The 15,099-nt window shown below is 33.2% G+C and carries 14 protein-coding genes; 2 read left to right on the top strand and 12 right to left on the bottom strand.

The window, feature by feature from the left end:
• Positions 1-375: 375 nt before the first annotated feature.
• The 6 genes from J5Y03_RS17595 to J5Y03_RS17570 all read right to left on the bottom strand — a co-directional run bounded on the left by J5Y03_RS17595 (position 376) and on the right by J5Y03_RS17570 (position 6,990).
• Positions 376-1,287 carry a D-alanine--D-alanine ligase gene (locus tag J5Y03_RS17595; protein WP_209407315.1) on the bottom strand — a complete coding sequence of 304 codons (912 nt, stop codon included), beginning with the start codon at positions 1,285-1,287 and terminating at the stop codon, positions 376-378.
• Positions 1,288-1,291: 4 nt separating this feature from the next.
• Positions 1,292-2,740 carry a MocR-like pyridoxine biosynthesis transcription factor PdxR gene (pdxR, locus tag J5Y03_RS17590; protein ID WP_209407314.1) on the bottom strand — a complete coding sequence of 483 codons (1,449 nt, stop codon included), beginning with the start codon at positions 2,738-2,740 and terminating at the stop codon, positions 1,292-1,294.
• A 987-nt stretch (positions 2,741-3,727) separates the two neighbouring features.
• Positions 3,728-4,081 (bottom strand): DUF6054 family protein, encoded by a 354-nt coding sequence (locus J5Y03_RS17585; RefSeq protein WP_209407313.1) that lies wholly within the window; start codon positions 4,079-4,081, stop codon positions 3,728-3,730.
• A 97-nt stretch (positions 4,082-4,178) separates the two neighbouring features.
• Complete coding sequence (locus tag J5Y03_RS17580; RefSeq protein ID WP_209407312.1) at positions 4,179-4,637, bottom strand: hypothetical protein; 459 nt, start codon at positions 4,635-4,637, stop codon at positions 4,179-4,181.
• A gap of 124 nt (positions 4,638-4,761) precedes the next feature.
• A complete protein-coding gene (locus tag J5Y03_RS17575; RefSeq protein ID WP_209407311.1) occupies positions 4,762-5,082 on the bottom strand; it encodes a hypothetical protein in 321 nt (106 codons plus the stop codon).
• A gap of 126 nt (positions 5,083-5,208) precedes the next feature.
• Positions 5,209-6,990, bottom strand: a complete 1,782-nt coding sequence (locus J5Y03_RS17570) for a M3 family oligoendopeptidase (RefSeq protein ID WP_209407310.1) — start codon at positions 6,988-6,990, stop codon at positions 5,209-5,211.
• 238 nt (positions 6,991-7,228) lie between these two features.
• On the opposite strand from J5Y03_RS17570, the gene J5Y03_RS17565 reads away from it, so the two are divergent.
• Positions 7,229-7,777, top strand: a complete 549-nt coding sequence (locus J5Y03_RS17565; RefSeq protein WP_209407309.1) for a 3D domain-containing protein — start codon at positions 7,229-7,231, stop codon at positions 7,775-7,777.
• Positions 7,778-7,819: 42 nt separating this feature from the next.
• Here J5Y03_RS17565 and J5Y03_RS17560 read toward each other — a convergent pair whose 3' ends face one another.
• Entirely contained in the window at positions 7,820-8,524 is a 705-nt protein-coding gene (locus J5Y03_RS17560; protein ID WP_209407308.1) for a DUF421 domain-containing protein, read from the bottom strand.
• Between the two features lie 107 nt (positions 8,525-8,631).
• Here J5Y03_RS17560 and J5Y03_RS17555 point away from each other — a divergent pair, with 107 nt between their 5' ends.
• Positions 8,632-8,775, top strand: a complete 144-nt coding sequence (locus J5Y03_RS17555) for a hypothetical protein (RefSeq protein ID WP_209407368.1) — start codon at positions 8,632-8,634, stop codon at positions 8,773-8,775.
• Between the two features lie 154 nt (positions 8,776-8,929).
• Here J5Y03_RS17555 and shc read toward each other — a convergent pair whose 3' ends face one another.
• The 5 genes from shc to hutU all read right to left on the bottom strand — a co-directional run bounded on the left by shc (position 8,930) and on the right by hutU (position 15,097).
• Positions 8,930-10,795 carry a squalene--hopene cyclase gene (gene shc / locus J5Y03_RS17550; RefSeq protein WP_209407307.1) on the bottom strand — a complete coding sequence of 622 codons (1,866 nt, stop codon included), beginning with the start codon at positions 10,793-10,795 and terminating at the stop codon, positions 8,930-8,932.
• 44 nt (positions 10,796-10,839) lie between these two features.
• Positions 10,840-11,133, bottom strand: coding sequence for a hypothetical protein (locus J5Y03_RS17545; protein ID WP_209407306.1), 294 nt, complete (start codon positions 11,131-11,133; stop codon positions 10,840-10,842).
• Between the two features lie 90 nt (positions 11,134-11,223).
• Complete coding sequence (hutG, locus tag J5Y03_RS17540; RefSeq protein WP_209407305.1) at positions 11,224-12,180, bottom strand: formimidoylglutamase; 957 nt, start codon at positions 12,178-12,180, stop codon at positions 11,224-11,226.
• Positions 12,161-13,384 (bottom strand): imidazolonepropionase, encoded by a 1,224-nt coding sequence (gene hutI, locus J5Y03_RS17535; protein WP_245208956.1) that lies wholly within the window; start codon positions 13,382-13,384, stop codon positions 12,161-12,163. Before hutI ends, hutG begins: the two co-directional genes overlap by 20 nt.
• Positions 13,385-13,438: 54 nt before the next feature.
• Positions 13,439-15,097 carry a urocanate hydratase gene (hutU, locus tag J5Y03_RS17530; RefSeq protein WP_209407303.1) on the bottom strand — a complete coding sequence of 553 codons (1,659 nt, stop codon included), beginning with the start codon at positions 15,095-15,097 and terminating at the stop codon, positions 13,439-13,441.
• Between the last annotated feature and the right edge of the window lie 2 nt (positions 15,098-15,099).

The following is a 15,099-nucleotide window of genomic DNA, read 5'->3' as shown; positions in this document are numbered from 1 at the left end:
TTATCAGTAAAAATTTTTAAAGGTTTAGATTATTCTAACTATATTAAAATACTTACAGAAAGATGTCCTTTTTCTGACTTTCCAAGCAATAAATAATTATCGAACTTTGATAAATGTTTTAACTCTGGATATCTATTAAAATTATTTATTTCTAATGGAAACTCTTTTGAAAATATGTCAAAGGAATGTACAGAAAATATTTCTTCAATTTTTCACAGGAACAATCGCTTAAATGCGCAAAAAAAGACACTCGTTGTGTCTTTTTTCATTGCAAATTTTTGATAGCGCATTGTCGTATAAAGCTGTTGCCAAATATTGATTGAGATAGGCATTATTTTTCAAAATTCACAAATATTAGGTGAAATATTCTTAAGGTTAATTTCTATTTCCCCTCACTTTAAGTGAATTTTCAAAAATCAAGTCAAGTAATTTATTATAAGGAATACCCGCTGCCTGTGCGCTTTTTGGCAGCAAGCTATTTTTCGTCATCCCAGGTAATGTATTAACTTCCATCACATAAGGGATACCATTGTTAATCATCATGTCGATTCGAGCATAAACACTACATTTTAGTGATTTATAACAAGTCATTGCAGCTAAAGAGACGCGGTTATGTGTTTCGGGCGCCAGCTGGACCACCTCTTCAATAGTAGCCACATCATTATATTTGGAAGTATAATCAAAAAACTCTCCCTTATGACGAATGGAAACCACAGGTAAAAGCTGCCCATCCAATATAGAACAAGTGATTTCCTCACCCTTTATATACTTTTCAATTATCACTTCAGAATCCCATTTGAATACTTCAGCAATCGTAGACTTTATCGTGTCTTGATCATAAACAATTTTTACTCCTACACTCGACCCACCTGAATTAGGTTTCACAACTACTGGGTAACCCATTTGGTCTAATTCATCCATATTAAGTTCTTCCATGTTAGTAAGGTGAATCCAATCTGGTGTTTGAACACCTTCATAACGGATAATTTTTTTCGACATATTCTTATCCATGCATATACTACTAGACAGTACGCTACTTCCTGTATAAGGAATTCCGATGGTTTCAAGAGTACCCTGAACGGTTCCGTCCTCACCGTACATGCCATGTAGCGCCAGTAGCGCAACGTCAAGATTTTTCGCCATTTCAACTATATCTTCTTTGTTATCTAGTTGAATCGGTACAATTTCATATTTATTTTTATCTAAATGGACAATCATTTCTTCACCTGTCATGAGCGAAACTTGTTTCTCGGAAGAAACCCCACCCATAATTACGCCAACTCTCATTTTTTTAGCCTCCAAAATTATTTTTTAATGTTTCACCTATGATTTTAATACCCTGTATAATCTCTCTTTCTTGCAATCTAGAAAATCCTAATCGTAAAGTATGCTTTCCACTACTGTCCGTGTAATAAACATCACCTGGGGAAAAAACAACTCCCTTTTGATAACATTTTTCTAAAAGTTTTCGTGAATCGATGTTGTTTTCTAGTTCTATAAAAAGATGGAGTCCACCATCACCAGTTATTCGTTTAAAAGGAATATATTGCTTACAATAATGAACAGCTAATTCATACTTTTTCTTATAGACTGATTTAGCTTTTTTTATATACTTCTCAAAGTAGCCATCATACAAGTATTGATATAACACCGCTTGATCTAATGTAGACGTATGAATTGTTCTAGCTCGTTTCATACTTTCCAAGTAATAAATCAACTCTTTATCTGCTAAAATCCATCCAACCCGTATGCCAGGAAAAAGAATTTTAGAGAAGCTACTAATATAAATGACATTATTGCCAAGTCCAGCAAATGCAGCCAACGGTGCTAGATGTGAACCTGAGTAACGTAATTCTTCATTAAATCCATCTTCAACGATAGGAAGCTTATATCTGGAAAAAAGATCCATGATTTCCTTCCTTTTTTCAGAGGACGTTACGATTCCAGTAGGATTATGATAAGACGGAATTAAGTATGCAAAATCATATTCCTTTTTTGATAATAATGTTTCGAGCTTACATACATTAAGACCGTCATCATCCATTTCAATTCCATCGATTTCAAATCCATGTAATCGAAAGAGCTTAAGCGCTGAATAATGGGTTGGATTTTCACAAAGAACACGGCCGTTCTTTTTATTTAAAGAGGATAAAAAGATATCTAGCCCTTCCGTGAATCCATTGGTAATTAAAATATCTTTATTTCTAGTGTCTACCCCTTTAGTTTCCATGTAATTAAGCAGGTATTCGGTAAGTGGTTTATAGCCCTTTGCATACCCATAGTTAAGAACGATATCTCCTTCTATGGACATCCGATTTAAAAAAGCCCTTTTAAAATTTTCTACATCAAAAAGCTTTTCATCTGGTGCGATACTATTAAATGAGATCATGCCTTTATTCCAGCGCACTCCATGCTTCATTAGGTCCAAGTAATCTGCCAAAAGGGTTTGCTCATTGATTTTTTCAGTCCAATTTAACTGGAAGGATTGGGATTTAAATGTCTCGACATGACTTACAAAGTTTCCTTTCCCTTTTACCGCATAGATAAAGCCTTCTTGTTCCAAATCCGCATAAGCCGTAAGAACGGTGTTTCGGCTGATTGATAATAAAGAGCTGAGTTCACGAGTGGAAGGAAGCTTTTGCTGCTCAAGCAAATGCCCGTTGGTTATCATTCTTTTTAAATATTCCTTAAGCTGAATATATACAGGACGGTCTTCCGTAAGCTTAAAATCGTTAAACACTTCATTCATCCCCTTGCTAACATTTTTTCATATTTGCACCAATTCCAAAAGGTCCACACAATATGTATTTTTACCGTCTTGTGGTATGGTGTGGCACTATAAAGATACCATTTAAAATCTTTGAATAAATAAAAATAAAAACTAAAGAAAGGACCTCAAAAGGGTCCTAATTTTTTCTGAATTACAGTTATTATTTTAACTCGATTGCTTAATAGTTCCCATCCCAGCAATTGTTACATTTACCTTTACTCTAGGTAAAGACAATACTCCATTTCCTGACTTTATACCTAAGAGAAGAGACATATAGGGAATGTTGACCGTAATAAATGATTCAACTATTCTGTCGGTTACTTCAATAAAAAACGAGCTACATCAAGTAACTCGTTAACTTCAACTAGCACATGAGTTAATTCTTTATTATTTGTGTCGTTGCGATTATTTTATTTTTCACTCCATCTACATAAACCACTAAACTATCTTCAATTGTAACAGAATACAATTCGTCTTTTTGATAGTTTTTAGTAAATATCGTAGCACTTCCTGGTATTGATATTATTTTTCTCACAACGCCATTTTTATTACTGATCTCGGCTTTTCAGACATTGTTAGACTTGCATAAGCTACACCTTTAATGTGTTCCTCTTTACTTTTCCCACATCCAATTAACGAAAATAAAGAAAGAATCACAATAAATAGTAAGATACTTTTTTCAATTGGACACCTCCACTTATATCTAAATAAGTTGCAAACTTACAAAATTTTTTTCTTCTATTTTATTTACAAAGTTAAAGTACCTTTTTAACCTTTATTTACATCCAAATATAGTTATCATTTTAACTATTTCTATAAATAGCCATTTTTTTCCTTTTTAGCAAAAATTTCATCATTTAATCTTCAAGTTACAATGCAAAAAGGACTACCAAAGTAGTCCCAGTTATGCATCTAAAGCATGCTTTAATTGAATAAGAAACAACCCTACACTTGTGATTATGTTTCCTTAGTTATTTCAATAATGTTAGATTCCAGTTTTTTTCTTAACGGTTTAATAAAACTTTTTCCTGCTCCCCAACCAATATCGAATAGGCCTTCTCCATTACCTGATGATATACACTTAACAAGTGTCACCCCACTAAAATTATCAATAGTAACTGTCAATGTAGCTGTACTATTATTCCTTAAGAAGTATTTTTCAAATACTAAAATAGCAATCTCTTTCTCATCAACCTCAGTAACTTTATAATCCTCAAAAATCAAATTAGACTTCAATTCTTGGTCTTCAAAAATTAGTTGCACCGCTTGATAAGGCTTCACATCCACAATAAATTCTAAATAATGTTTCATTTAATTTCTCATCCTCCTATAAAAACGATAAATTCGATATTACTAACACTAAATATCAGCCAGTTAAAACAATAAAAAGGTAGTTTGTATATTAAAATTAATACCATTCATTGACTGGTTTATGGTCAGCAACAAGAATTTTATACAGTTCATTAAATATTTTTGATTGATTATCAGTTAACTTATAGGTGTGTTCATCAATTCTTAAATAACCATGTTCGTTAATATCTAAAATAACGTTTTTGGGTCCTAAAAACATGGATAAAAATTTTCCATCATTTCTAATATTATTATATCCAAGAACCCTAGTATATTTGGATTGATGCAATGTCTCTAAAATTCGATTGATTTCTGATGGTTTCTTAAAATCTACTTCAAACGAATGTGCATATGCGTCGTCTTTATAGGTACTGAAATGAATATTATCAATTTTATTCAGATTCCTCTCAGAAAATACTGTATCGGCATTTATTGGGATCATATAATAGGAAAATGTAATAGCAATTAACACTACTCCAATAATGCCAAACAACAAGTACTTTTTTCGTTTAGACACTCCTTACCCCACCTTAGTTGAAATAAATGTATTTATCACTCTAATAATATTCCATTTAATCTCATTAAGACCTCTCTATTTCAACTATACTGCCAGTTCAATAGGACTAACTAAATTCACTTCATTATCTCATTGTATCGTTGTCACCAGGATAGTTTATCTGATCTAATTTCCAAGGATTATCTCCTTCCTTAGAATAACTTGTAAAATAGGTTTTATTCACTTCAATCAAATTCCAAACCATTGGTTCTTTGACCATAATTTTTATTTTCTCTTGCTCTTTTTTATTATTTGGGTTAAATGCTATTATCCACACTTCTTTATAATCCTTTGAATGTCCTTTTTTAACTACATACAAATAAGAAGATGTTGATGTAAAAGGACCTCCGCAAGCTGTAATTACCAAAAGAGAAGTAAAAATCAATACAATTAGAATCTTTTTCATTGTTCATCTCCAAAAAATAATATGTATTACCAAAATATCATCATAAAATCCCATCATTCCTTATTGAGCTATCCTGCCCGTTTCATAGAAAAAGCCCGCTATTAAATAACGAGCTTAAAAATAAAATTATTTAGTTAACTCTAAGAACTCTTCAACATCTTTAACTGAAAGTTTTACAGCTTGTTCCCAGAAATCACGTTTTGTTAAATCTACACCTAAATGTTTTTGTGCTAAGTCTTCAACAGTCATACAAGCTGTATCTTTTAATAGAGCAATGTATTTTTGTTCGAATTGTTTCCCCTCTTCTAAAGCTTTAGCATAAATACCTAATGAGAATAAATAGCCAAATGTATATGGGAAATTATAGAAAGGTACACCAGTAATAAAGAAATGTAACTTAGACGCCCAGAAATGTGGATGATACTCTTCTAAAGCCCCACAATATGCCTCTTTTTGTGCTTCTTCCATTAGTTCACTAATTTTTTCTGAACTAACAATACCTTTTTTACGTGTTTCATAAAAACGTGTTTCGAATAAGAAACGCGCGTGAATATTCATATAAAATGCAACACTACGCTGAAGTTTATCCTCTAATAACGCAAGCTTTTCTTCTTCTGATTTTGCATTTTTAACAGCTGCGTCTGCAACAATCATTTCTGCAAATGTAGAAGCTGTTTCAGCTACATTCATCGCATAGCTTTGATTTAATGGATTTACATCTCTCATTGCAAAAGAATGGAATGCATGACCTAATTCATGTGCTAAAGTTGACACGTTTGAAGGAGTACCAGAGAAAGTCATGAAAATTCTAGATTGTTTACTTTCTGGAAAATCTGTACAAAATCCTCCTGGACGTTTACCAGGACGATCTTCCGCTTCAATCCATGAGTCTTCAAATGATTTTTTTGTAAACTTTGTTAGCTCATCACCAAATTGATTAAACTGATCTAAAATAAATTCAGCTCCCTCAGTATATGAAACTGATGAATCAATATCAGCAACTGGGGCATCTAAATCGTACCAACTTAATTTATTTACATTAAGAATTTGTGCTTTTCTATCTAAATACTTAACAAATTCCCCTTTATAGTCACTTATTGCTCCCCACATTGCATCAAGTGTTTCTTGTTTCATTCGATTAATCTTAAGAGGTTCACTTAATACCTCATCCCAACCTCTTTGTTTATAAACACTTAACCTGAATCCAGCTAAGTGGTTTAAAATTTTTCCAAAGTAATCTTCTTCTGCTCCCCAAGTAGTCTCCCATTTTTCGAACATTTCTTTTCGTTCATTACGATCTTTTGAAGAGAATACATTTGAAGCTTGACCAACGGATAGTTCTTTACCACCATGCTCAATTTTCATTCTACTTACAACTGTATCATACATTTGTCCCCAACTATGATAACCATCAACAGATAAAGCAGTAATTAATGCCTCTTGCTCGTATGATAAACTGCTTAATGCTTTTTCACGAGACTCATTTAACACAAATGCAATCTCTTTAAATTCATCTGATGCTAATAATTCTGTCCAAAGTTCTTCTTTAATTTCAGTTAATTTTACGTTAAATGCTGTTAAAGATGTTTCTACATTTGCATACAACTGTGATATTTTACCTTCTAATAAATCTGCTTTTCGATCCAACATATTTTGTGCTTGTAAACAACCTATAAATGAACTTGCTTGAGAAATACTTTTTAGATTCTTTACAAATAATGAAAGAATTGATTTAAGCTCCTCTTTATTTGAAGCTGATTGAGGAGGTGTAAAACTTTTTACTTCTTCAGTTAAATCATTAATAGAATCTTCAAGACTAGCTAAATAATTTTCAAATTCTGTAGATTCACTGCCATCTTTAAAAAACACATCCAAGTCCCATGTTAATGAGTATGTATTTGTAGACAATCTAATCACCCCTTATGAAATATGAGATTATTATATAATATTCTTAAAATTTAGTCTATTGAACTACTAATTTAAAAATAAGTAGGTGAAGAACACCCAATGACTAAGGGTATTAGTTTGAATTTTCAGATAAAAGTAACATTACTCTTTTTTTTGTAATACAATATTCAAATGCTTGTCATCAACCTGTCATATTTTATTGGTATTGTATTAATACAATATAAAAAGGGAGTTTCGTATGAAGAAAATCGCAGCAAGTTTGATGGCAACGGTTCTTTTTACTGTTGGTTTTTCAAGTAACGCTTTTGCCTCTACTTACAAAGTTAAAGAAGGAGATTCCTTATGGAAAATCTCTCACAACAAACATGTAAGTATTGCAGAAATCAAAAAATGGAACAGGCTTTCATCAGACAATATTAAACCAAATCAAATATTACAAATTAACCCTAAAACGTCCGGAACAGCAGAAAAAACAAAAAGTACTAGTTTAAAAACTTACAAGGTTATTAAAGTAAGAGCATCGGCATACACTGCAACTTGTAAAGGATGTAGTGGTAAATCTGCAACGGGAATTAATTTAAAGAAAAACCCAAATTTAAAAGTTATATCAGTAGATCCTAGAGTTATTCCATTAGGTTCAAAAGTATATGTTGAGGGTTATGGCTACGCAATCGCTGCAGATACAGGCGGTGCGATTAAAGGAAATCGTATTGATATTTTAATGCCTAGTGAGTACAAAGCAAATCAATGGGGTATAAGAACCGTTACTGTAAAAGTTTATAAGTAATAAAAAACAGCCTTTTCTGGCTGTTTTTTTATGTTTTTCTACTTACTTATATAAATATATCTTAACTTCCTCTTTCTCACTTAGTGTTGCCAACAACACTTCCTCAATTGAAACCGAGTAATTTTCCTTTAATTTTTGTTTTAACCATGTTTCACTTTTCTCAAAAAAATATAATGCTTTATTATCAATAACTCCATCTTTAATAACGGCTCTTGATTCAATAAATGCATTTATAGGAATATTCAATTCTTCTTTTGTAACAGGATCATACTGTGGAAATTGAAATACGGATACAACTCCACCTGGTTCCCAATTTGCCAGAACCACTTTTGATACGTCATCAATTTTGTTTTTCCTTAATTCAGATAATAAATCATCAAGTGTCAACCTAGCTTTCTTTAAGTTTTTAAAATTTATTTGTCCTTTTGTTACCAATGGAATAGCTTCTGGACTGACAAATTTTCGAAATCGAGGATTTTTATAAGTAAATATGGTTGCTAATACATATAGACCTACAGTAGTTGCAATAGTGATTAAAGAACCTTGCATTTCAACCGTATCATCTGAAAGTGGATTTGCAATGATATCTCCCAACATTAATACAATAACGAAATCGAGTAACCTTAATTGTGATATTGAACGCTGTCCTAGACATCTTGAGATAACAATCATATAAATAAAGCCAATAATTGACCTAATAATCCATCCAGATATAGGTAAAGTTACTTGGCTAGGCAAGTTTATCATATTTGAAACCCTTTCCATTTCATTCTAAATAGTAGTATGAATTAAAATAGAAAGATTATGCTATTCGAATTTTTTAATTTTCTTTGCAAATAATAAGAGAAGAAAGGATGATTAGAATGCGAGAAAAATCTAAAAACTTTACTGTAGTTGGTACCGACATTGATGAAGTAAGAAGATTAAATAGTCAATCTGGACTTTCATATAATCAAGTGAAACAGTTATTATCTAATCAATTTAATAAAAAGAAATAGCTTGTAAAATTTTTTGAGGGAAAATTCTTTATGCTGTTAACTGAATTATTCCCTTCCCTTTTTAGGTACTAGGTAAGTTCTAGTTTCTAGTAATTACTTTTATTTACATAATATTATTATAGTAGTTTAATTTTACTTATATCCATTTTAACAACTATTTTTTCAAATAGTGCCCAAGTGCTAGAATTGGAAAAACATGCTGGTAACTATGATAATGAGTATAAAAGTTACCTGGTAGTCCTAAACCAGTCGGATAATTATTCGACTGATCATCAAGCATATGTTGATTTAAAAGGAATACTATCCCTTTTTCGATAACTGGGTGATCTTTTGGTAATAGCGTCAATAACGTATCTATTGCCCAAGCTGTTTGACTCGGCGTACTAAAAGGAAGATCAACATATGATTCTACTTCACTTGAGCGACACGACTCACCATAACCACCATCTTGTCTTTGAATACTGATTAACCAATCTAATGATTTTTGAAGCGAAGGATGTTCGGCTGGTAATCCTACTGCCCTTAATCCAGTAACGGCAGCCCAAGTACCATATAGATAGCAAACTCCCCACCTGCCATACCAACTACCATTTTTCTCTTGATGTTTCAGCAACCAATGAATTGCCGCTTTTATTTTTGGATTTTCTTTATGTAAGCCTGCAAAATTACCTAAAAACTCTAATACTCTTCCAGTCAAATCAGCTGTCGAAGGATCTATAATTGCGTCAGTTGCACTTTCTAAAGGTAAATGAGTTAGCCATTTATTTGATACATTTTTTTCAAATGCTCCCCATCCGCCATCTTTGTTTTGCATTCCCATTAACCACTTATATCCCCTTTCCCAACTATCATAAGTAGTTAGGTCATGTTGTGCTTGACGATGAATTGCACGTAAACTGGCACTAGTATCATCATTATCAGGTATAAAATGATTTACATCAGAAAATCCCCATCCACCTGTTTCTAAATTCTTTGCATGAACTGACCAGTCCCCTTTTCTTACATGTTGTCTATCTTTAAGATAGGAAATTGATGAATTTATCATTGGATCTGTGTACGGTACACCCGCTTCTTGCAAAGCATAACTTAGTAAAGCGGTATCCCAAACTGTTGAGGGAGAATTTTGTAAATGAATTCCTTTCTCCGTATTATGAAGATAGGAAAATAAACCATGAATTGCATTTTCGATGATTTTAGAGGAAGACTTATAACCTAACGCCAAAAGAGCATAAATCATATAAAATGTTGAACTGGCATAACTGTATAAAGTTCCATTTGATTCTATTCGATTTAACATGAATTTTTCTGCTGTTTGAAATCCCAATTGATGAATAGACACTGGTAATTTCAAAAGTTCCTTCATTTCTTGTTTCATCCATTCAAAAAAAGAAAATCGATCCTCTCTAAACCAAGATTGTTCATGATCAACCAATAAATTATTCAGATTTTGAATCGTTTCAGATTTTAATGTAAATCGCTTATTTATACAAATAATCATCGGAATTAGATGAACTCGTGCATAATTACTTAATTCAAATAAGTTAAATGGTGAGGAAGTTGGGAGTAGAAAATAGGACATAGGAAAATAAAAATATGGTGGATATTGATAATACCCATGAATTGCAAGCATCATTTTAGTCATAAAATGCGCATTATTTAGTCCACCTTTACTAAGGATAAAGCTCTCAGCTTGTTTTAACCTTGGATGCTCCTTACTAAAATTCCCAGAAAAAAGTAATGCGACATAGGCTTGAATCGTTGCTGATAAGTTCCCTTCAATTTCATCATTATAAATACTCCATGATCCATTAGGTTGTTGTAGTGATATTAGTTTTTCTACTATTTTTTGAATGACTACTTCATTATTTATCTTTAAATCTCTTAATAACATAATCATAAAGCAGTCTGTAATGATCGGGCCTTCAAAACAAAAATCCCATGAACCATTTGAAGATTGCAGCTGTCTAACATGCTCAATTCGATGTAATAAATTCGTTTTCACATCCTCAAATAAAGACATATCTCCCCCTCCATAATCTTCAAAACCTTACTATTTTTGTCTACTTACTTTTTTTGATGGAATCTTTCATATCTACTGTCAAAATTCTTATTTTCCATTTGATTTAATTGGGATCCTTTTTTATTATTTAGTGAAGAAAGACCGACAACTACTAGCATCACAATAAAAACTATTAAACTAAAAGGTAGATAGATTAACGAGTAAAAATACAATGAAAATGAAAAGTAAATCTGAAAATAAAGCCCAGATATATACATGAATCCTAATAATAATATATTTAATGCTACAGTTATGACTATTGAATACATAATATTAGTTAGATTAAAAAAGTTTCTCATTTGTTCACACTCCTACTCCATTCTATGAAGTTAGAAGAAAATACATACTACTCTAAAGCAAAAAACCTCCTTTTAAAGGAGGTTTAGTTATTAAACAATAGCTTTTTGTTTATTCGTTAAAAACGTTAAGATGATATGTGCAGCAATTCTACTTGTCATATCTCTAAAATCGATCGTAGGATCAATTTCAACAATATCCATTCCTTGCACTTTATCTTCATTTGCTAATAAAGAAATTGCATCAAGTAATGTCATACTGTCCATTCCACCTGGCCCAATTGCCGGACAGCCTGGTGCAAATGCTTGATCAAGTACATCCATATCAACACTTATATAGATCGCATCTACTTTTTCACATAAGCTATTTACACTTTTTTCAATTATTTTTTCGATTCCTTGCTGGCGAACATCTCTCATCGTATAAATTGTTACACCATGATCATGGCCATATTCTGAATAAGGTTTACTATTTGAAAAATTACGGATCCCAATTTGGATCAGATTTTCTCCATCAATAATACCTTGTTCAATTAAACTTCGAAATGGTGTTCCATTTGACCTTCCACCATCAACTGTATTTCTTAAATCATGATGTGCATCAAATTGAATAACTCCCACTTTACCTTTGTTTTTCTTAAACCCAGATATACTTGGGAAACTGATACCATGGTCTCCACCTAAAACAATTGGAATTGTGTTTGAATGCTGACTTAGTAACTCTTCAATTGTATTTCTAATTCGATTACGTGATTCATCTAAATCCGTCACATGCATCAAGATATCACCAAAATCAGTTACCATGACATCTTTTAAGTCAATGTCATCCTCAATAGCGTAAGTACTATAACTAGATAACATTTTACGGATAACAGTTGGAGAAAAACTAGCACCTGAATGACTAATCGATGTTTTAGAAAGTGGTGCACCGATTAAAGAAAACGGTGCAACCTCTTTTCCATCCCAAGGAACTACAATTTCATGAGCCTTCGTAACATATGAATCTACAAAGACAGCATCACCAGCTTTTTTAAGATGTGATAGTGGCAAGTTCCTCACCTCTATTCACAACAAGCTTCCCGTTTTTAAATACAGAATTAACATGGTTTACACCAAAATGGTACGGTATATAAACATAGTTAGGTGCATCCCAAATAACAACATCAGCTTGGCGACCAACTTTCAATTTACCAGCTGTTTCTCCTCTATTAATAGCGTGAGACGCATTAATTGTTACAGCATTCCAAATTTCTTCTGGTGTCATTTTAAGTTTAAGCATTGCAATGCTCATAATTAGCTGAAGATTTTCAGTTGGGCAGCTACCAGGATTGAAGTCAGTAGCAAGTGATACTGCTACATTGTTTTCAATCATTGGTCTAGCTGGAGCAAATTCTGGTTTATTTAAGTAGAATGTTGTTCCAGGTAAAATGACTGCAACTGTTTCACTTTCCCCTAACATTTTCACACCTGTTTCAGAAGCACCACATAAGTGGTCGGCAGATGTTGCCCCGATTTCAGCAGCCATTTCTGTTCCGCCAAGTGGATCAATTTCATCAGCATGAATTTTTACTGAAAATCCTAAATCCATTGCTTTTTGTAGGAATTTTTTCGATTGCTCTACAGTAAATACACCTGTTTCAGCGAAGATATCTACAAATTCTGCTAGCTCTTCTTTTTCAATTTGGTCTAGCATTGCAAGCATACGATCTAAGAACTCTTCTTCTTTTCCTTTGTATTCAGCAGGTACAGCATGTGCCCCAAGGAAAGTAGAAACTAAGTCCATATCATGCTCTTTTTGCAACGCTTTTACAACACGTAATTGTTTTAATTCTGTTTCTTCATCTAAACCATAACCACTTTTTGCTTCAATTGTTGTTACACCAAGTGAAAGCATACGATCTAAGTGGAATTTCGCTTTTTTCTTTAAAACTTCTTCAGTTGCTTCTTGTGTATGTTTTACCGTAGAAAGAATACCCCCACCACGGCTTAAGATTTCTAAATATGATAATCCTTGAAGCTTCAATTGAACTTCATGTTCACGAGACCCCCCAAACACTAAATGTGTATGAGGGTCAATTAATCCTGGTGTTACTAACTTACCTTGACAATCAATTACTTCATTTGCTTCGATTTCTACTCCATCTTTCGAACCGACATAAATGATTTGACCATCTTTCCATGCTATTGCTGCGTCTTCGATCAATGGTAAATTACTCATTTCACTCCCATGAATTGCTCCATTTCCGTGATCCATTGTAAGTAATTGACCAATATTCGTTAATAAAATATCTGCTTTCAAGAGGTTCACCTACTTCATCATTGGAATATTTACGCCTTTTTCTTTCGCAGTCTTGATTGCTAGATCGTATCCAGCATCAACGTGACGAACAACACCCATACCTGGGTCAGATGTTAATACGCGCTCAATACGACGAGCTGCTGCATCTGTTCCGTCTGCAACGATTACCATTCCAGCGTGTAAAGAATAACCCATTCCTACTCCGCCACCATGGTGAATACTTACCCAGCTTGCGCCATTTACACCGTTAATTAATGCATTTAAAATTGGCCAGTCAGCAACTGCATCAGAACCGTCTTTCATTGCTTCCGTTTCACGGTTTGGAGAAGCAACAGAACCACAATCTAAATGGTCACGACCAATAACGATAGGAGCTTTTAATTCTCCATTTTTAACCATTTCATTAATAATTGCTCCAAATCTTGCACGCTCTCCATAGCCTAACCAACAAATTCTTGATGGTAATCCTTGGAATGCTACTTTTTCACGAGCCATTTTGATCCAATTACATAAATGTTCATCATCAGCAAATTCCTTTAATAATACTTCGTCTAATTTATAAATATCTTCTGGATCTCCAGATAGAGCTGCCCAGCGGAATGGTCCTTTACCTTCACAGAATAATGGACGAATGAATGCAGGAACGAAACCTGGGAAATCAAATGCATTTTTTACGCCTTCATCAAATGCAACTTGGCGAATGTTATTACCGTAATCAAATACGATAGAACCTTTTTGCTGGAATGCAAGCATTGCTTCAACATGCACTGCCATACTATGACTTGATTGTTTAATATATTCTTTTGGATTTTCTTCACGAAGTTTTTTACCTTCTTCCATTGATAATCCAATTGGTAAATAGCCATTTAAAGGATCATGTGCAGAAGTTTGGTCAGTTACTAATTCTGGAATAAAATTGCGAGAAACTAACTCAGGTAAAATTTCGGCTGCATTACCTACTAAACCAATTGCTAATGCTCTACCTTCAGCTTTTGCTTCGTTTGCTAGTTTAATAGCTTCATCCAAAGAATGTGTTAACACATCACAATATCTTGTATCAATACGACGTTGAATTCTTGTTTCATCAACATCAATACCAATAACAACTCCGCCATTCATTGTTACTGCTAACGGTTGAGCTCCACCCATTCCACCAAGACCAGCAGTTACTGTAATTGTTCCTTTTAAGCTACCACCGAAATGTTGTTTAGCAGCTTCTCCAAAAGTTTCATACGTACCTTGTAAAATACCTTGTGTACCAATATAAATCCAGCTTCCTGCTGTCATTTGTCCATACATCATTAAGCCTTTTTCATCAAGCTCACGGAAATGCTCCCAAGTTGCCCATTTTGGTACTAAATTAGAGTTTGCTAATAGTACTCTTGGCGCATCTTCATGTGATTTAAAGATTGCAACAGGTTTTCCAGATTGAACAAGAAGTGTTTCGTCACTTTCAAGGTTTTTTAAAGACTCAACAATTGCATCATAGCTATCCCAGTTTCTTGCTGCACGACCAATACCACCGTATACAACTAAATCTTCTGGTCTTTCAGCTACTTCTTCATCTAAATTATTCATCAGCATACGTAGAACTGCTTCTTGAACCCAACCCTTTGTATTTAATTCAGTTCCTCTTGGTGCTCTGATTACACGTTTAGTTTCTTGCATGT

This window comes from Gottfriedia endophytica (assembly GCF_017814275.1).
GTDB lineage: Bacteria > Bacillota > Bacilli > Bacillales > Bacillaceae_G > Gottfriedia > Gottfriedia endophytica.
This window is presented reverse-complemented; position numbering and strand designations above follow the sequence as displayed.